The sequence below is a fragment of the Paraburkholderia acidiphila genome (genome assembly GCF_009789655.1).
In the GTDB taxonomy this organism is placed as follows: domain Bacteria; phylum Pseudomonadota; class Gammaproteobacteria; order Burkholderiales; family Burkholderiaceae; genus Paraburkholderia; species Paraburkholderia acidiphila.
On the sequence record NZ_CP046909.1, the window covers coordinates 2,523,831 to 2,542,971 of the forward strand.

At 65.6% G+C, this 19,141-nt stretch carries 13 protein-coding genes and 1 pseudogene; 4 read left to right on the forward strand and 10 right to left on the reverse strand.

All coding sequences use genetic code 11. The features are described 5' to 3' along the window. Positions 1-96: 96 nt before the first annotated feature. The 6 genes and pseudogenes from FAZ97_RS11440 to FAZ97_RS11465 all read right to left on the reverse strand — a co-directional run bounded on the left by FAZ97_RS11440 (position 97) and on the right by FAZ97_RS11465 (position 6,133). Complete coding sequence (locus FAZ97_RS11440) at positions 97-1,206, reverse strand: ABC transporter ATP-binding protein (protein ID WP_158758531.1); 1,110 nt, start codon at positions 1,204-1,206, stop codon at positions 97-99. 51 nt (positions 1,207-1,257) lie between these two features. Beyond that, positions 1,258-1,929 (reverse strand): HAD family hydrolase, encoded by a 672-nt coding sequence (locus FAZ97_RS11445; protein ID WP_233271578.1) that lies wholly within the window; start codon positions 1,927-1,929, stop codon positions 1,258-1,260. A gap of 12 nt (positions 1,930-1,941) precedes the next feature. Continuing rightward, positions 1,942-2,736: pseudogene (locus FAZ97_RS11450) on the reverse strand (carbohydrate ABC transporter permease); the annotation flags it as partial. A 71-nt stretch (positions 2,737-2,807) separates the two neighbouring features. Further along, positions 2,808-3,752, reverse strand: a complete 945-nt coding sequence (locus tag FAZ97_RS11455) for a carbohydrate ABC transporter permease (protein WP_407671770.1) — start codon at positions 3,750-3,752, stop codon at positions 2,808-2,810. A gap of 145 nt (positions 3,753-3,897) precedes the next feature. After that, positions 3,898-5,232, reverse strand: a complete 1,335-nt coding sequence (locus FAZ97_RS11460; protein WP_158758535.1) for an ABC transporter substrate-binding protein — start codon at positions 5,230-5,232, stop codon at positions 3,898-3,900. A 97-nt stretch (positions 5,233-5,329) separates the two neighbouring features. Further along, positions 5,330-6,133 (reverse strand): L-iditol 2-dehydrogenase, encoded by an 804-nt coding sequence (locus FAZ97_RS11465; protein ID WP_233271579.1) that lies wholly within the window; start codon positions 6,131-6,133, stop codon positions 5,330-5,332. Between the two features lie 307 nt (positions 6,134-6,440). On the opposite strand from FAZ97_RS11465, the gene FAZ97_RS11470 reads away from it, so the two are divergent. Genes FAZ97_RS11470 through FAZ97_RS11480 form a run of 3 tightly spaced genes read left to right on the forward strand, consistent with a single transcriptional unit; the run spans position 6,441 to position 9,189 of the window. After that, positions 6,441-7,424, forward strand: coding sequence for a metal ABC transporter solute-binding protein (locus FAZ97_RS11470; RefSeq protein WP_233271580.1), 984 nt, complete (start codon positions 6,441-6,443; stop codon positions 7,422-7,424). Between the two features lie 24 nt (positions 7,425-7,448). Continuing rightward, entirely contained in the window at positions 7,449-8,414 is a 966-nt protein-coding gene (locus tag FAZ97_RS11475; protein ID WP_158758537.1) for an ABC transporter ATP-binding protein, read from the forward strand. After that, positions 8,407-9,189 (forward strand): metal ABC transporter permease, encoded by a 783-nt coding sequence (locus tag FAZ97_RS11480; protein WP_158759145.1) that lies wholly within the window; start codon positions 8,407-8,409, stop codon positions 9,187-9,189. The genes FAZ97_RS11475 and FAZ97_RS11480 overlap by 8 nt, the downstream gene beginning before the upstream one ends. 70 nt (positions 9,190-9,259) lie before the next feature. Here FAZ97_RS11480 and FAZ97_RS11485 read toward each other — a convergent pair whose 3' ends face one another. After that, positions 9,260-10,738, reverse strand: a complete 1,479-nt coding sequence (locus FAZ97_RS11485) for a xylulokinase (RefSeq protein WP_158758538.1) — start codon at positions 10,736-10,738, stop codon at positions 9,260-9,262. A 608-nt stretch (positions 10,739-11,346) separates the two neighbouring features. On the opposite strand from FAZ97_RS11485, the gene FAZ97_RS11490 reads away from it, so the two are divergent. Continuing rightward, positions 11,347-12,801: a nucleobase:cation symporter-2 family protein gene (locus FAZ97_RS11490; protein WP_158758539.1), complete on the forward strand. Its 1,455-nt coding sequence runs from the start codon at positions 11,347-11,349 to the stop codon at positions 12,799-12,801. Positions 12,802-13,008: 207 nt separating this feature from the next. Here FAZ97_RS11490 and FAZ97_RS11495 read toward each other — a convergent pair whose 3' ends face one another. The 3 genes from FAZ97_RS11495 to FAZ97_RS11505 are packed head-to-tail and all read right to left on the reverse strand — an operon-like array spanning position 13,009 to position 19,090. Beyond that, positions 13,009-14,541, reverse strand: coding sequence for an efflux transporter outer membrane subunit (locus tag FAZ97_RS11495; RefSeq protein WP_158758540.1), 1,533 nt, complete (start codon positions 14,539-14,541; stop codon positions 13,009-13,011). Position 14,542: 1 nt separating this feature from the next. Continuing rightward, positions 14,543-17,800 carry an efflux RND transporter permease subunit gene (locus FAZ97_RS11500; protein WP_158758541.1) on the reverse strand — a complete coding sequence of 1,086 codons (3,258 nt, stop codon included), beginning with the start codon at positions 17,798-17,800 and terminating at the stop codon, positions 14,543-14,545. A 15-nt stretch (positions 17,801-17,815) separates the two neighbouring features. Next, positions 17,816-19,090, reverse strand: a complete 1,275-nt coding sequence (locus FAZ97_RS11505; RefSeq protein ID WP_158758542.1) for an efflux RND transporter periplasmic adaptor subunit — start codon at positions 19,088-19,090, stop codon at positions 17,816-17,818. Between the last annotated feature and the right edge of the window lie 51 nt (positions 19,091-19,141).

Sequence of the window (19,141 nt, forward strand, 5' to 3'; positions counted from 1 at the left end):
CCGCTCGAAGCGGGCTAACAAAGGCAACCTCAGGTACCTTGCCACACAGAGCACCGCCTCACGCTTCGAGGCGGTGCGTACAGCAAGCCAGTGAAATCACGCAGCCAGTTGCTGCGCGAAGCGACGCTCGAACGCGAGACCATCCGCATTGAAGAGATGGCAATGATCGGGCGTCGAGCCGACCTTGAACGCCTCGCCGCGCTCGTGCTGCTCGAGCGGCGGAATGCGCGCGATCAGGCCATCGGGCGCAACCGGGCATTCGGCGTAGAGATACGCGGCGTCGCCAAGCGATTCGACCGTCATCGCCTTCGCGCTCACGCCTTCTCCGCCCGTCATGATGTGCAGATGCTCGGGACGGATGCCCACCGTCACCTTGTCGCCTTCGCGCGCCGTGCCAGGCTCTACGGCCACCTTCTGCGTATCGCCCCTTTCGTAGCGCACGACGATGCCGTCGCTCGCAATCTGCTGCACCGTGCCGTCAAGGAAGTTCATCTTTGGCGAGCCGATGAAACCCGCCACGAAGCGATTCGCCGGCGCGTGATACAGACGGTTCGGACTGCCGACCTGTTCGACATTGCCCGCCGAGAGCACGACGATCTTGTCGGCGAGCGTCATCGCTTCGACCTGATCGTGCGTCACGTAGATCATCGTCGTCTTGAGTTCGTCGTGCAGACGCGCGAATTCGAGGCGCATCTTCACGCGCAGCGCGGCGTCGAGGTTCGAGAGCGGCTCGTCGAACAGGAACACCTTGGGCTTGCGCGTGATCGCGCGCCCGATCGCCACGCGCTGGCGCTGGCCGCCCGAGAGCTGCTTGGGCTTGCGGTCGAGCAGATGGTCGATATGCAGGATCTTCGCGGCGTTCTTCACGGCCGCGTCGATCTCGGGCTTCTTCGCGCCCGCGAGCTTCAGGCCAAACGCCATGTTGTCGTAGAGCGTCATGTGCGGATAAAGCGCGTACGACTGGAACACCATCGCGATGCCGCGCTTGGCCGGGGGCACGTCGTTCATGCGCGTGCCGTCGATCGTCAGATCGCCGCCGCTGATGTCCTCCAGCCCCGCGATCATGCGCATGAGCGTGGTCTTGCCGCAGCCGCTCGGGCCCACGAACACGACGAACTCGCCGTCGCCGATATCGAGGTTCACGTCGCGCAGGACTTCGTTGTCGTCGTAGCGCTTCAGTACGTCTCTGAGGATCACGCTTGCCATGATATGTCTCCGTTTTCTGCCTGATTCAATTCGAACGCGCTTGCGCCCTGTTCATGCCTGTTTCATCCATCGCGCCACCCGAGCGGGCAGCGTCGTCATGTCGTCGAAGATTTCAATTGCACCCGCTTCGCGCAACTCGTGTGCATGCGCGTCGCCGCCCACGTGCGTGCCACCCACGAAGCCGAGCACCGTCATACCGGCTGCGCGCGCCGCGCTCACACCGGTCACGCTGTCCTCGACCACGAGGCACGCGGCGGCCGCGATGTCCATGCCCTGCGCCGCCGCGAGGTAGACATCGGGCGCAGGCTTCGGTTTGGCGACGACATCCGCGCAGTACACACGCTCGCCAAAGAAGCGATCGAGACCGTTGCGCGCCAGCACTTCGCGCACCACCGCCGTGTAGCTGTTGCTCGCGCAGGCCTTGATGAGCGTCACGGCTTCCAGCGCGGCGACGACGCCCGGGAAAAGCGGCGCCTCGCGCGCCTCGGCCTCTGCAACCACGCGGATCGCATCGACATCGGCTGCGCTCAGGCTGCGCCCGAGCGCCTCGCCCGCGCCGCCCAGCACGCGCTCGATACGCTGGCCAAGCAGCGGCATCACGACCGGCGCCGCGTCCACGCCGGGCCAGCGCGCTTCGAGTTCGCGCACCAGCACGCGGGCCGCCACGGCTTCGCTGTCGATCAACACGCCGTCGCAGTCGCAGATGAGAGCTTGAATGGGCATCGCCTGGTCCATTTACTTGACTGCACCGAACGTAAGGCCGCGTACCAGCTGCTTCTGCGAAAGCCAGCCGACGATCAGCACCGGCGCGACCGCCAGCAGCGACGCCGCGGAAAGCTTCGCCCAGAAGAGGCCCTCAGGACTCGAATACGAAGCGATGAACACGGTAAGCGGCGCGGCATTCGAGCTGGAGAGGTTGATGCTCCAGAACGCTTCGTTCCACGAAAGAATGATCAGCAGCAGTGCGGTGGACGCGAGGCCCGGCACCGCCATCGGCATGAGCAGGTAGACGATCTCCTGCCAGGTGGCCGCGCCGTCCATGCGTCCGGCTTCGAGAATGTCGCGTGGAATCTCGTTGAAGTACGTATACGCCATCCACACCGCGATAGGCAGGTTGATGAGCGTATAGACGATGATGAGTCCGCTCACCGTATCGAGCAGTCCCGTGTTCTTCCACAGCAGATAGATCGGCACGAGCACGCCCACCGAAGGCATCATCTTCGTGGAGAGCATCCACAGCAGGATCTTCTGCGTGCGCTGGTTTGGGAAAAACGCCATCGCATAAGCGGCGGGCACGGCGAACAGCAGGCAGACGATCGTCACGCCCGCCGAGATCAACACCGAATTCCAGGCGAACGCGAAGTAGTTGCTGCGCGCGAACACCTCGCGGAAGCTGTCGAGCGTCGGCAGGAAGAAGATCGTCGGAATATAGGCCTGCTGCTCGGTCTTGAATGCCGTGATCGTCATCCAGAAGATCGGGAAGAACAGCGCGATTGCGATCAGCCATGCGAGCAGCCCCGGCACCACGCGGCCAAGGAACTGCAGCGGCGACGAACGGTTGACCGCGTCGGCCGATTGCGCGGGTGTAGCAGTAATCTGGCTCATTTTTCGTACTCCCCTTTGAGGTTGCGCGCGAGCATCCGCACGAGGAAGAACGACACGATGTTCGCGAGCACAACGGCGAGAATGCCGCCAGCCGAAGCGATGCCCACGTCGAACTGCTGCAGGCCCATCGAGTAGATCAGGTAAGTGAGGTTGGTGGTCGCGTTGCCGGGACCGCCGCCCGTGGTCGTGTAGATCTCGGCGAAGATCGAGAGCAGGAAGATGGATTCCATCATCACGACAACGGCAATTGCGCGCCGCAGGTGCGGCAGCGTGATGTAGAAGAACAAGGCGATGGGGCCCGCGCCGTCGATCTTCGCGGCTTCCTTCTGCTCCTGGTCGAGCGACTGGATCGCGGTGAAGAGAATGAGGAACGCGAACGGCAGCCACTGCCACGCCACGATCATGATGACCGCGGTGAGCGGATAAACGGCGAACCAGTCGATCGGCGTCATGCCCATCGAGCGCATCGCGATGGCCACGAGACCGTACACCGGATGCAGGATCATGTTCTTCCAGATCAGCGCGCTCACCGTGGGCATCACGAAGAACGGCGCGATGGCAAAGAGGCGCGCCACGCCCTGGCCGATGAACTTGCGATCGAACAGCACCGCCATCAGCACGCCGCCAACCACCGTGATCACGAGCACCGCCACGATCAACTCGATGGTGTGCACGATCGACGGCACGAACGAGGGATCGGTAGCGAGGAACCGGTAGTTGTCGAAGCCCGCGAAGCCCTTGAGGTCGGGGTTCAGCAGGTTGTATCGCGTGAACGAATACCAGATCGTCATCGCGAGCGGGATCGTCATCCACAGCAGCAGCACCGCGACGGACGGCGACACGAGCCAGCGCGACGCCGTGCGGCGCGTTTCGACCTGCTGCGGTTTCTGTGGCGTGCGCGCTCGATTGAATATAGGCATGGGGAGATGGAGATGACGCATGAGGACCACCCTTCTCGGTTGCGCGCCTGCTTGAGGCGCAGGCGCTGCATCGGCTTCGCGAGGGTGCGCGCCGCGCCGGACGGGCCCGGCGCGCGCTCGCGTGACTACGCTGGCTGCTCTAATGTCGCAGCTTTATTTCCCGCACTTACTTTTGATACCCGGCTTGCGCCACGGCGCGGTTTGCAGCGGCGTTACCCGCAGTCAGCGCCTGGTCGACGCTCATCTGCCCTGCCACGGCCCCCGCAATGCTCTGGCCCACGACCGTACCGAACGACTGGAACTCAGGAATCCCGACGAACTGGATACCCGTGTACGGCACCGGCTTCGCGGTCGGATGGGTCGGGTCGGCGGTCTGGATCGCCTTGAGCACGAAGTCCGAGAACGGCGCGGCCTTCTTGTACTCGGGATTCTGATACGTCGAAATCCGCGTACCCGACGGCACCGAAGCCCAGCCCTCGTCCTGCGCTACCATCTGGACGTACTCTTTCGAGGTGGCCCATTCGATGAACTTCTTCGCGGCGTCCTGCGACTTCGACGACTTCGGCACCGCCAGCGCCCACGACCACAACCAGTGCGCGCCATTAGGCGTGACTTCGGTCGGCGCGGCCGCGAAGCCGATCTTGTCGGCCACCTGCGACTGCTGCTTGTTGTAGAGAATGCCCGCGGCCACCGTGGCGTCGATCCACATCGCGCACTTGCCCGAGGACATCAGCGTGAGATTTTCGTTGAAGCCGTTCGAGCTGGCTCCCGGAGGGCCGTCCTTCTTCAGCATATCGACGTAGAAGTTCACCGCCTTCTTCCACTCGGGCGAGGTGAGCTGCGCCTGCCACTTCTCGTCGAACCAGCGGCCGCCGAAGGTGTTCGCGACCGTCGTCACGTACGCCATGTTCTCGCCCCAGCCGGCCTTGCCGCGCAGGCAGATGCCATACTGGCCGGCCGATTTGTCGGTCAGCTTGTCGGCGAAGTCGCGGATCTGGTCATAGGTCGGCTGCTCGGGCATCTTCAGGCCCTTCTTGTCGAACAGGTCCTTGCGGTAATACGTCATCGAGCTTTCGACGTAGAACGGCAGCGCATAAAGCGTGCCGTTGTACGAGAGGCCGTCGCGCGCGGTTTTCACCACGTCGTCGAGATCGTAGCTCGCGGGCAGGTTCGTCATCGGCACGATCCAGCCGCGCTTGCCCCATTGCGGCGCCTCATAGGTGCCGATCATCATCACGTCGAACTGGCCGCTGTTGGTCGTGATATCGGTCGTCGCGCGCTGGCGCAACACGTTTTCTTCGAGAATCACCCAGTTCAGCTTGATGCCCGGATTGGCCTTTTCGAAGGCCGGCGAGAGCTTCTTCAGCTCGATCATGTCCGGGTTGTTCAACATGGCGATCGTGACGGTCTGCGCGTGAGCGGCGCTGGCCGCGGCGACGAGTGCACCCGCACTCACCGCGCGACTTATGCACTTCGCGGCGGTCTTCATTGCTGGCTTCATGACGTTGTCTCCTTGTTCGTTGCGTTATGTCTTGCTGCAGCCGTGCTGCTGTCGTGATGCGTTGTGCAAGGGTTGCGGGCGAGGGTTGCGGGAAAATTCAGCTCATCCAGTTGCCGCCGTCGACGTTCAGGGTCTGCGCGGTGATGTAATCGGCGTCGGCGGACGCGAGAAAGAGCGCTGCGCCCGTGAGATCCTCGGGCAGGCCCATGCGCCCGAGCGGCACGGCCTCACCCACCAGGCGCTTCTTCTCGCCGAGCGGGCGATGCTCATAGCGTGCGAAGAGCGCGTCGACCTGCTCCCACATCGGCGTGTCGACCACGCCCGGTGCGATGCCGTTCACGTTGATGCGATGCGGCGCCAGCGCAAGCGCCGCCGACTGCGTGTAGCTCAGCACGGCGGCCTTGGTTGCGCAGTAGTGCGAAACGAGTGCCTCGCCGCGACGGCCTGCCTGCGAGGACATGTTGATGATCTTGCCGCCCTGCCCCCGCTCGACCATGTGCTGTGCCACGGCCTGCATGAGGAAGAACATGCCCTTCACGTTGACCGCGAAGAGGCGGTCGTACACGTCCCAGGATTCGTCGAGGATCGGGCGCATGTCGAAGAGCGCCGCGTTATTGAAGAGGATGTCGATGCGGCCGAAGCGCTCGAGCGCGCTGAGCACGATGCGCTCGATGTCCTCGCGGCGGGTCACGTCTGCGGAGATCGCGAGCACGCGCTCGGGGTACGCGGCGGCCAGCGTTGGCGCGACGGACTCGGCGGGTTTCACGTCGACGAGCACGCAACGCGCGCCTTCGTCCAGATAACGCTGGGCGACCGCCTCGCCAATGCCGCTCGCCGCGCCAGTCAGCACGGCTACCTTGTCCTGCAAACGTCCTGCCGCTGGGGTCGCGGTGTGTGCCACAGGTTGTCTCCAATTTTCGTTCGTGCGGGGCGCGCGTGAGCGATCGCCCGACATGTGAGCATTTGCTCTGTCGTTGATCGAATGATCGGATACGAGTCGGTGACTGTCAAGGCGAACGAACGCGATTGAGCGAGATTTCGATGGTGCAACGCGCAAGCCTTGGCTGGCTGCGGCCCGCAGATCCGGCCCCCTGACCGGATGGCGAGCTGACTCGCCAATCGAAGTGATACGTTATATCATCTCGCCTTCGCGGCACCGACGTGCCCGTGCCCCGCTTTCAGGCTCCCTTATCAACAAGGATAGAACCATGATCACGTTCACCCATGCGAACCGCCCGCCCTGCCCGACTACAGTTGGCAAGCGCCGGGGCTTCGCGCTCGCGCGCTTCGCGGCCGGGCTCGCGCTTGCACTGGGTACGGCGTTCGGCGGCGCGAGTGCGGCCATGGCGGCGCAGGCTGCCAGCGCCGCCATTCCCGTCGTTGCAGCGGAAAACTTCTACGGCGACGTCGTCAAGCAGATCGGCGGCAATTACGTGAACGTGACGAGCATCCTGAGCAATCCCGACCAGGACCCGCACCTCTTCGAAGCGAGCCCGAAGACCGCCCGCGCGCTCCAGAATGCGCGCGTGGTCGTCTACAACGGCGCCGATTACGACCCGTGGATGACCAAACTGCTCGGCGCCACCGGCGGCGGGAAAAATGCAAACACCCGCACGACGATCGTTGCGGCGGACCTCGTCGGCAAGAAAGCGGGCGACAATCCGCACCTCTGGTACGACCCGAAGACGATGCCCGCCGTGGCGCGCGCCGTGAGCGCCGCGCTCGGCGCGGCGGACCCCGCGCACAAGAGCGTGTACGATGCCAACCTGGCAACGTTCCTCGCCTCGCTGCAACCGGTCGATGCCAAGGTCGCGGCGCTGCGCGCGCACTACCAGGGGCAACCCGTCACGGCCACGGAGCCGGTGTTCGGCTATATGTCGGATGCGATCGGCCTCGACATGCGCAACCTGCGCTTCCAGCTCGCGACGATGAACGACACCGAGGCGAGCGCTTCGGACATCGCCGCGTTCGAGCGTGACCTGCGCGAGCGCCGCGTGCGAGTGCTGATCTACAACAGCCAGGCGACCGAGGCGCTCACGCGGCGCATGCTGGCGCTGGCGAAGCAGTCGAGTGTGCCTTCGGTGAGCGTGACCGAGACGCAGCCGGCCGGCGTGAACTTCCAGCAATGGATGCTCGTGCAGCTCGACTCGCTCGACAAGGCGCTTGCAGCGGGAACAGCAGGGCAACACTAACCGTATTCAGCAAGGACAGATGTCATGACCGGGGCCGGCCCTTCGCCCACCGATACCGCTTCACAACACCCTGCACAGCACAACGGCGCGCACCGCGCGCCCACGCCTGTGCTCACGCTCGCGGGCGTGACGCTCTCGCTCGGCGAGCGCACGATCCTGCGCGACGCCAACTTCGCGGTGAACCAGGGCGAATTCATCGGCGTGCTCGGGCCGAACGGCGCGGGCAAGACCACGCTCATGCGCGCCATCCTCGGCCTCGTGCCGGCCTCGCACGGCGCGATTCGCGTGCTGGGCGAGCCGGTTGCGCGCGGCAACGCGAAGATTGGCTACATGCCGCAAACGCGCACGGCGCTCGCGAGCCGCCGCGTGCGCGGCCGCGACTTCGTGGCGATGGCCGCCGACGGCCACCGCTGGGGCCTGCCGCGCGCGGACGCTGCCACGCGCGCCGACGTGGCTCGCGTGCTCGATCTCGTGGGCGCGACGGCGCTTGCGGATCGCCCGCTTTCGGAGCTTTCGGGCGGCGAGCGCCAGCGCTTGCTGCTCGCGCAATGCCTGCTCGGCGACCCGAAGCTGCTGCTGCTCGACGAGCCGCTCATCAGCCTCGACCCGAACCATCAGCGCGGCGTGGTCGAGCTCGTGCGCCGCGTGCAGCGCGAGCTTGGCATCGCGGTGCTGTTCTCCGCGCACGAACTCAATCCGCTGCTCAACGCGCTCGATCGCGTGCTCTATCTCGGCAACGGCGTGGCCGCGCTCGGCAGCGTGGATGAAGTCATCACCGCGCCCGTGCTCTCGCGTCTCTACGGCTCGCCGATCGAGGTGATGCGCATGAAGGGCCGCATCTTCGTGATGTCGGGCGACGTGGAAGTCGAAAAGCACGACCACGAGCATGAGCACGACCACGGCCATGACCACGGCGGCCACGGCCACGCGCACGATCATGGTCACGGCAAGAACAACGACAACGCACACGGCCACACGCACGATGCTTGAATACGATTTCATGGTGAACGCCTTCGCGGCGTCGGGCATCGTCGCGGTGCTCGCGGGCATTGTCGGCTACTTTCTGGTGATGCGCGGCCAGACCTTCGCGGGCCACGCGCTTTCGCACGTGGGCTTCACGGGCGCCACGGGCGCCGTGCTGCTGGGCGTTTCGCCAATGTGGGGCATGGTGGGCTTCACGCTCGCCGCGGGCGTTTCGATGGGGGCGCTCGGCGAAAAGCTCGCGGGCCGCGATGTGGCGATCGGTGTGATTCTTTCGCTCGCGCTCGGCTTCGGCCTGCTGTTTCTGCACTTCTTCACGTCGTATGCCACGCAGGTCACGGCGCTGCTGTTCGGCAACGTGCTGGGCGTGAACCGCGAAACGCTCGGCGTGCTTGCCGCCCTCGCCGTGGCGAGCCTCGCGGCGCTGGCCGCCATCATGCGGCCGCTGCTATTCGCCTCGCTGCAGCCCGAACTCGCCGAAGCGAAGGGCGTGTCGCTGCGCGCGGTGTCGATGCTGTTTCTCGCCATCGCCGCGCTCGCGGTCGCCGCGTGCACGCAGATCGTCGGCGTGCTGCTCGTCTTTACGTTGATGGTTGGTCCTGCCGCCGCCGCGCAGAATCTCACCACGCGCCTTTCCACCGGGCTCGTTCTGGCCGCGCTGCTCGCGCTCGTGCAGGCGTGGCTCGGCGTCACGCTCGCGTTCTACACCGACTGGCCCACCAGCTTCTGGATTACCGCGCTCGCCGCGCTCGTCTACGGCGCGAGTCTGATTGGGCGTCGCTAGGACGTTGTGCGCGCAATGAAAAAGGCGTTGCCCCTTACGGTGGCAACGCCTTTTTTGCGCTTACTCCGCATCACGACGCCGGCGGGAACCAGGTTCGGACGCGGCCATACAGATCGATGAAGCGCGCAAAGCGTTGCGCGAGCATGGCGTCTTCGCGCGGCGACGCCACCTGGGTCGCGGCAGGCGCAAGTGCCGCGAGGTCGCTCATGCGCCAGTGCCCGCAAGCGAGGCCGCCCAGCATCGCCGCGCCGCGCGCCGCTGCGTTCGGGCAGTCGATTGCGTAGAGATCCGCGTCGAGCGTGTCGGCGAGCAGTTGCCGCCAGCGCGCGTCCACGGAGCCGCCGCCAGCGAGCTTGAGCGCCGGCACACTGCGCGCCTCACGCGTGTCTTCTTCCGCAACTACGTAAGTGCTACGCACGGCGTCAAGCCCCGCGCGCAATGCGAATGCCACGCCCTCGAACGCCGCGCGCATGAGCGTGCCGCGCGAGTCGCCAAGGCCAGCGCCGAGCCAGCCTCCGCGCGCCGCGGGGTCGAGCCACGGCGAGCGTTCCCCGCTTAGGTAAGGCAGGAACGCGAGCGTCGCCGAAGGCGGCACGGCGAACGCGTCCGCATAAGCCGAAGCCCAGTCGTAGGCAAGCCAGCCGCGCGCCGCTTCGAGGGCCACGCCCACGTTCTGCATGGCGGCCATGGTGTACCAGCCGCCCGTGGCCGAGCGGTAGCGATGCAGCCCGCGCCGCGCGTGCGGCTCGCTGCGCGCGGTCACCACGATCTGGCCGCCTGTGCCCGTGGTCAGGAGCGCGTCGCCTTCGTCGGCCAGACCGCTTCCGAAGGCGGCGCACGGCGTGTCGCCCGCGCCCGTCGCAAGGACGATGCCGGCGGGCAACCCGAGCGCTTGCGCGGCCGCCGCGCTCAGCGCGCCGCTCGCTTCATGCGATGCGGCCAGCGGTGCAAACCACCGCGCCGGGAATCCCAGCCGCTCGATCAGCGCGAAATCCCACGCGCCATCGGGGGCGGCGAGCGCCGTTGCGCACGCGTCCGAGGGATCGGCGTTGATCGCACCGCCCAGCGCCACACGCAGCCAGTCCTTGGGCTGCAGCGCCCAGCGCGCGGCCTGTGCGACTTGCGGCTCGTGCTGCAGAACCCAACGCAGCAGCGGCCCCGCCATGCCGGGCGCAACGGGATTGGGCTGCGGATGCCCTTGCTCGTCGGGCCACGCATCGAGCAGCGCATGCGCACGCGTGTCGGGCCAGAGCATTGCGGGACGCAGCGCGCGGCCCGCTTCGTCGGTAAGCACGACGCCATGCATCTGCCCGGAAAAGCCGATGGCGCGCACCGCCGCGCGCTCGCTTTCGGGCAGTCGCGCGCAGGCCGTGACGAGTGCGTCCCACCAGCGATCCACGGCGATCTCGGCCCAGCCGGGCTGCGGCGTGTCGAGCGCGTAGGCCACGCTCGCGGCGGCGCGCTCGACGCCGTCGCCATCGATGATGCCTAGCTTCAGTGAACCGGTGCCGAGGTCGATACCGAGAAAGCGCGTCTGCGATGGGCTCATGGGAACGGTGCGCGAGGTGTGCGAGAAAAGGTAAAGCCATCATACCGGCGCGATCAGCGGCGAGATGCACCGTGCGAAGTACACGTTAAGCAGGGTCTTCAAACGTGCCTCGAACCCGCGCGCAACACCGCCGATTTCGATGCGAAAAACGCCCATTAGCGGGTTAACCCGGTGGGTGTTCGCGCGATGCGAAATGGCTGACATCTCTCATTCGAAATAGACATAATAACGACGCAGCCATGTGTGACATGACCCGCCCGGCATGGCCGGTCTGGGCTGAGTACCCCCACATTCGTTTGTGATGACCGCCGTGGCACCATGCCCGTGCCGCAGCGCCCGCCGCGCAAGAGCGTTCAACCGCCGCAAACAGGGGCGTTCGCGCCTTGCGCCGCCACGCGCGCGGTCCGAAACAAGGCCCGGCGAAGCCGTCACGAAACCGCCTCATTCAGCCCGCGCGCGCTGATCCCACCCTTATGTCGCCTGGCCATCGCTATGGGCGCATATCGTCCCCGGAAAGCACGGAATAGTCCCCAGCGGTCTTGTTGCATATTTTCTTACCGCATACCTTGGAGGCCATATCCTTAAACAAAGAGACGGAGACAGACGACATGCAAGCCAAGGGCATTGAGGACCAGGCCGCCCAGCGGTCTGGCCAGAAGCAGGTCCACCCCTGCGACGAGCGCCTGCCGTTCAGCCAGTTGCTGACGCTCGGCATCCAGCACGTGCTCGTGATGTACGCAGGCGCGGTCGCCGTGCCGCTGATCGTCGGCGGCGCGATCGGGCTGCCGAAGGACCAGGTCGCCTTCCTCATCAGCGCCGACCTGTTCGCCTGCGGCATCGCCACGCTGATCCAGACGCTCGGCCTGTGGATCTTCGGTATCCGCCTGCCCGTGATCATGGGCTGCACGTTCGCCTCGGTCGGTCCGATGATCGCCATCGGCACCAATCCGTCGCTCGGCCTGCTCGACATCTTCGGCTCGACCATCGCGGCGGGTGCGATCGGCATCGTGATCGCACCGATGATCGGCAAGCTGTTGCGGTTCTTCCCGCCGGTGGTGGTGGGCACCGTGATCGCGGTGATCGGCCTCTCGCTCATGGAAGTGGGCATCAACTGGGCCGCCGGCGGCGTGGGCAATCCCGACTACGGCAACCCGATCTACCTCGGCCTCTCGCTGCTCGTGCTGATGCTGATCCTGCTCATCAACAAGTTCGGCCGCGGCTTCATCGCCAATATCTCGGTGCTGCTCGGCATTGTCGCGGGCTTCGCCATTGCGCTCGCGCTCGGCCGCGTGAATCTCGAAGGCATGGCCAGCGCGCCGTGGGTCGGCATCGTCATGCCGTTCCACTTCGGCATGCCGAAGTTCCACATCCTGCCGATCGCGACCATGGTGATCGTGATGTTCGTGACCTTCATCGAATCGACGGGCATGTTCCTAGCCGTCGGCGACATGGTCGAGCGCCCGGTCGATCAGGCCACGCTGGTACGCGGCCTGCGCGTGGACGGTCTCGGCACGCTGATCGGCGGCATTTTCAACTCGTTCCCGCATACGTCGTTCTCGCAGAACGTCGGCCTCATCGGCGTGACGGGCGTGAAGAGCCGCTATGTGTGCGCAATGGGCGGCGTGATTCTCGTGCTGCTCGGCCTCTTTCCGAAGATGGCGCAGATGGTCGCCTCGGTGCCCGCCTTCGTGCTGGGCGGCGCTGGCATCGTGATGTTCGGCATGGTGGCGGCGAACGGGATCAAGGTGCTCTCGCGGGTGGACTTCGTGAAGAACCAGCACAACCTCTTTATCGTCGCCGTGAGCGTGGGCTTCGGCCTCGTGCCGGTGGTGTCGCCGCACTTCTTCGCCAAGCTGCCGCCTGCGCTTTCGCCGCTGCTCCATAGCGGCATCCTGCTCGCTTCGGTTTCGGCGGTGGTGCTGAACCTGATCTTCAATGGCGCAAAGAGCGAGAAGGCCGCCGAGCGCGCCATCCGCCGCGCCGGGCACGATCTCGAACGCCATCCCGACGCGGACCAGGCGCCGGATGCGGGCCACGAAATGCCGCGCTCAGCCGCGCATTGAGCTGATCGAATCGAGTTGTACGTATTGAGTTGACGCGAGAGGTGCCCCGCTCGCACGTGTTCACCTAGACACACATGCGGGAGGGGTCTTTTGCTGGTTCGGCGCCATGGGAAACCATGGCGCCTTTTCCTTCTGACTCGCCCCCAAAAAAAACGCCATGGTCTCCCGTGGCGTTCTTGTTTCCTGCTGTGTAAGCCGTACTGCAGCTTACCCAGCCGTCGCAGCCGAAGCCGCCACCGGCGCGCTGGCCGCGCCGTAGTCGACCGGCGCATCGGGCTCGCGCGGCGTCTCGCCCGCGTGCTCGATCCAGCCGCCACCCAACGCGCGATACAGATCGACGAGGTTGGTCAGGCGCGCGAGGCGCGCCGTGACGAGCGACGTCTGCGCGGTGTAGAGGCTCGTCTGCGCAGCGAGCACCGGCAGATAGCTGTCCACGCCGTTCTTGTAGCGCAGTTCCGAAAGATCGAGCGAGCGCTGGTTCGCAAAGGTGCTGCGCTGGAGCGCCGCGATCTGCTCGTCGTAGGTGCCGCGCGCAGCCAGACCGTCGGCCACTTCGCGGAACGCCGACTGGATCGACTTCTCGTAGCTGGCGATCTCGATGCGCTTCTCGACATTCGCGAGTTGCAGGTTCGCGATGTTCGAGCCGCCTTCGAAGATCGGCAGCGTGACTTGCGGCACGAAACTCCACGCCGCCGTGCCCGCCTTGAAGAGACCGCCGAGCGACAGGCTTTCGCTGCCGAACGCCGCCGTGAGCGAGATCTTCGGGAAGAACGCCGCACGCGCCGCGCCGATGTTGGCGTTTGCGGCGAGCAGCGTTTCCTCGGCCTGCATGATGTCCGGACGCCGCGTGAGCAGATCCGACGGCAGTCCTGCCGGAATGTCGTTGAGCAGGGCCTGGCCGTCTAGCGGCAGGCCTTGCGGCAGATCCGCCGGCAGCGGCTCGCCGATCAGCAGCACGAGCGCGTTCTCCGCCTGGGCACGGGCCCGCAGTTGCGCCTGCATGTTGGCCTGCGCGTTCTCGACCACCGTTTCCGCCTGACGCAAATCGAGTTCGGTGCCGGTGCCCGTTTCGAACTGCGCCTTCGTAATGGCGTAAGAGTTTTGCGCCGTCTTCAGCGTTTCCTGCGTGACCTTCAGCAGGTCGTCGTCGGAGAGCATCGTCAGGTACTGGTCCGCGACTTCCGAAACCAGTGTGATTTCTGCCGCCTTGCGCGCATACGCCGTCGAGAGGTACTGCGCCAACGCCTGGTCTTTCAGGCTGCGGATGCGCCCCCAGAAGTCGATTTCCCACGACGCCTGCACGCCCACGTTGTAGACGCTGTACGGATTGTTCGGCGTGGTCTGCAGGTCACGCGGCACGCGCGTACGCGTGTCCGTGCCCACGCCGTTGATCGCGGGGAACAGATCGGCGCGCGCGATCTGATACTGCGCGCGCGCCGCCTCGACGTTGAGCACCGAGACGCGCAGGTCGCGGTTGTTCTTCAGCGCGATTGCGACGAGCTGCTGCAGGCGCGGATCGACGAAGAACTCGCGCCAGCCGATGTCGGTCGCCGCGGCGCCGTTGGCGCTCGGGGCGGCCTGCCCGTTCTGACCGTTCGCGCCCGCGGCCGGCTGCGTCGCGTAGACGCCGCCCTGCGGGAAGCTCTGCGACACCGGTGCTTCGGGCCGGTTGTAGTGCGGCTCCATCGTGCAACCTGCGAGCAGCGCAGCGCCCGCTGCAATTACGGATAGTTTATGCATCTCAGTGTCCTTCCTTGCCCGGGCCGTCGCTGTTGCTGCCGCCGTTGCCACCGCCTGCGTTGCCACCCGTGCCGCCTTGACCGCCGTTGTCGGCGTCATGGTCGTGCGCGTGGTGCTCTTCGTAGTGCTGGAGCGCGACGTCCGCGTCTTCCTTCTCGCCCGCGAACTTCGCGCGAATCACGACGAAGAACATCGGGATCATGAAGATCGCGAGGAACGTGGCCGTCAGCATGCCGCCGATCACGCCCGTGCCGATTGCGTGCTGCGAAGCCGAACCCGCGCCGTTACTGATCGCGAGCGGCAGCACGCCGAGAATGAACGCCAGCGACGTCATCAAGATCGGTCGCAGACGCAGTCGCGAAGCTTCGAGCGCCGCTTCGACCGGTCCCATCTTCCCTTCGGCCTGCAGGTCTCGCGCGAACTCCACGATCAGAATCGCGTTCTTCGCCGAGAGACCCACGGTGGTCAACAGACCCACCTGGAAGAACACGTCGTTCTCGAGGCCGCGCAGCGTCACCGCCAGCAGCGCGCCGAGCACGCCGAGCGGCACCACCATGATGACCGCGAACGGAATCGACCAGCTTTCATACAGCGCCGCGAGACACAGGAACACGACGAGGATCGAGATGCCGTACAGAATCGGCGCCTGCGAACCCGACTGGCGTTCCTGATACGACAGGCCCGTCCATTCGTAGCCGATACCCGCGGGCAGCTTCGCCGCGATCTGCTCCATGGCCGTCATGGCCTGGCCGGTCGACTTGCCCTGCCCCGCCTGACCCTGGATTTCCACGGCCGAGATACCGTTGTAGCGCTCGAGCTTCGGCGAACCGAAGGTCCAGCGGCCGCTCGCGACCGAGCCGAGCGGCGCCATCCCGCCCGCGCTGTTGCGCACGTACCAGTTGTTCAAGTCTTCCGGCGTCATGCGGAACGGCGCATCGGCCATCACGTACACCTTCTTGATACGGCCGTCCGTATCGAGGAAGTTGTTCACGTACGCCGACGCCCATGCGATCGAGAACGTCTGGTCGACCGCAGCCGCCGTCACGCCGAGCGCCTCAGCCTTTTCACGGTCGATGTCGATCGTGAACTGCGGCGTGTCGTTCAGGCCGTTCGGGCGCACGAGTGCGAGCGTCGGGTCCTTCGCCGCCATGCCGAGCAGCATGTTGCGCGCTTCCATCAGCTTCTCGTGACCGACACCGGCGCGATCCTGCAGTTCGAAGTCGAAGCCCGACGCGGTGCCGAGTTCAGGAATCGAAGGCGGATTCACCGGGAACACCATCGCGTCCTTGTAGCCCGCGTAGTGCATGAACATGCGACGCACCAGCGCCTGGACCTTCTGGTCCGCGTGCTGACGCTGCTTGTAGTCCTTCATCCGCACGAACACGAGACCCGAGTTCTGGCCGCGGCCCGCGAAGCTGAAGCCGTTCACCGTGAACACCGACTCGACGATGCTGCCTTCGTCCTTGAGCAGCCAGTTCTGGATGTTGGCGAGCGTGCGTGCCGTCGTTTCCTGGGTCGAGCCCACCGGCGTCTGCACGATCACGAACATCGTGCCCTGGTCTTCATCGGGCAGGAACGACTTCGGCAGGCGCACGAACAGCATGCCAACCGCGACGATCACCGCGAGATAGATGATGAGCCAGCGGCCCGAGCGCTTGATCACGTGGTGAACGCCGGAGTGATACTTGTCGCGGCTCGTCTCGAACGTGCGGTTGAACCAGCCGAAGAAGCCCTTCTTCTCTTCGTGATGGCCCTTCGGGATCGGCTTGAGGATGGTCGCGCACAACGCCGGCGTCAGAATCAGCGCGACGAGCACGGACAGCACCATCGCCGCCACGATCGTGAGCGAGAACTGCCGGTAGATGGCGCCGACCGAGCCGCCCGAGAACGCCACCGGCACGAACACCGCGGAGAGCACGAGCGCCACGCCCACCAGTGCGCCGGTGATCTGGCCCATGGCCTTGCGGGTGGCTTCCTTCGGCCCTAAGCCCTCTTCCACCATCACCCGCTCGACGTTCTCCACGACCACGATCGCGTCGTCCACCAGCAGGCCGATGGCGAGCACGAGGCCGAACATCGACAGCGTGTTGATGGAGAAGCCCACCGCCGCCATGATCGCGAACGTACCCAGCAGCACCACCGGCACCGCGATCGTCGGAATCAACGTCGCGCGCAGGTTCTGCAGGAACAGGTACATCACGAGGAACACCAGCACGATGCCTTCCAGCAGCGTCTTGATCACTTCCTCGATCGACAGGCGCACGAACGGCGTCGTGTCGTACGGGTACTTCACGACGAGGCCGTGCGGGAAGTACTTCGAGAGGTCGTCGATCTTCTGGCGCACGAGCTTCGCGGTCTGCAGCGCGTTGGCGCCCGTCGCGAGCTGAATACCGAGACCGGCCGTCGGCGAACCGTTGTACTTCGTGTCGAAGTTGTAGTTTTCGCCGCCGAGACCAATCCGCGCCACGTCCTTCAGACGCACCTGCGAACCGTCCTGATTGACCTTCAGCAGGATGTTGCCGAACTGCTCAGGCGTCTGCAGCAGCGTCGATTCGGTGATGGTCGCCTGGAACGACTGCCCCGCCACCGCCGGCGTGCCGCCCAGCTGACCGCCCGCGATCTGCACGTTCTGCGCGGTGATCGCCGCTGTGACGTCGGTTGGCGTGAGCTGGAAGTTCGTTAGCTTGTGGGGATCGAGCCACACGCGCATCGCGTACTGCGAGCCGAACAGCGTGACCGTACCCACGCCGTCGATACGGCTGATCGGGTCCTTCACGTTCGACGCCACGTAGTTCGCGAGGTCGTACTTGGTCATGCTGCCATCTTCGGACACGAACGCGAGCACCAGCAGGAAGCTGCTGCTCGACTTCGTCACGCTGATACCGAGCTGCTGCACCACCTGCGGCAGAATCGGCGTGGCGAGCTGCAGCTTGTTCTGCACCTGCACCTGCGCGATGTCCGGGTTGGTGCCCGCGGCGAAGGTCAGCGTGATCGTGGCCGTGCCGGAGTCATCGGAAGTCGACGAGATGTACAGCAGATGGTCGAGACCGCTCATCTGCTGCTCGATCACCTGCGTGACCGTGTTTTCCACCGTCTTGGCCGACGCACCCGGATAGTTCGCACTGATCTGGATGGAAGGCGGCGCGATGGTCGGATACTGCGCGACCGGCAGCGTGAACACAGAGGCCACGCCCGCCAGCATCAGGATGATGGCGATCACCCATGCAAAGATTGGGCGATCAATAAAGAACTTTGCCATGAAGCAGGCTCCCGGTTATTGCGCTGCGGAGGCGGCAGGCGCAGCCGAGGCACCGCTTGCACCCGCTGCGGGCCCGGACGCGGCGCTGGCAGCGTTCGCATTGCCCGAGGCGGTCGCCATGTCGGCCGAAGGCGCGCCCGGCGGCGGCGCCGGCGGCAGTTGCGCCGGCACGGGCTTGACCTGCGCACCCGGCTTGACCTTGTCGGTGCCTTGCACGATCACGCGGTCGCCGGCCTGCAGGCCGCTCTCCACGACCCAGTCCTGGCCCTGCGCGCCCGAGGTGACGATCGGATGCGGCACGACCTTGTTGTCCTGGTCGACGACGAGCACCGACGCCTGGCCCTTCTGGTCGTGCTGAACGCCCACTTGCGGCACGAGGAACGCATTGTTGTTGATGCCTTCCTCGATGCGCGCGCGCACGAACATGCCCGGCAGCAGCACGCGGTCGGCGTTCGGGAAGAGCGCGCGAACCGTCACCGAGCCGGTGGTCTGGTCGACCGTGACGTCGCTGAACTGGAGCTTGCCCTTCTGGGCATACACGCGGCCGTCTTCGAGCACGAGCGAAACCTTCGCGGCATTCGGGCCATTGGTCGCGAGGCGACCTTCCTGAATCGCGCGGCGCAGCTTCAGGCCGTCGAGACTCGACTGCGTGACGTCCACGTACATCGGGTCGAGCTGCTGAACCGTCGACATGAGCGTCGCGGCGCTCGCCTGCACGTAGGCACCCGGCGTGACCTGCGAGATGCCGACCTGGCCCGTGACCGGCGAAACGACGTCCGTATAGCCGAGGTTGATCTGCGCCGTATCGACGGCGGCCTTGCCGGAGGCGACGTCCGCCGCCGCCTGGCCCTGCGCGGACACGGCGTTGTCGTAGTCCTGCTTGCTCACCGCGTTGGCCTGGACCAGCACCTTGTAGCGCGCGACGAGGGCGTTCTGCGTGACGAGGTTGGCCTGTGCCTTCGCGAGCGTGGCCTTGGCGGTATTGAGCGCGGCGATGTAAGGCGCCGGGTCGATCTTGTAGAGCCGCTGACCGGCCTTCACGATCGCGCCTTCCGTGAACTCGCGGCGCAGGACGATGCCGTCGACCCGTGCGCGCACTTGCGCGACGAGGAAGGCACTGGTGCGGCCGGGAAGCTCGGAGACAACCGGCACGGCGGTCGGCTGGACGGTAACGACACCCACTTCGGGGGTTTGCGGCGGCGGCGCCGACTGCTTTTGCCCGCAGGCTGCGAGCACGATGGCAGCCGTCGCGACACTGATTAGGCGGAATGGAACCCGTTCGACGCGCATGGAGCGACCTCTGTCTATAACTGACAATAAAAGCGTGCGGCGTCCTGCAAC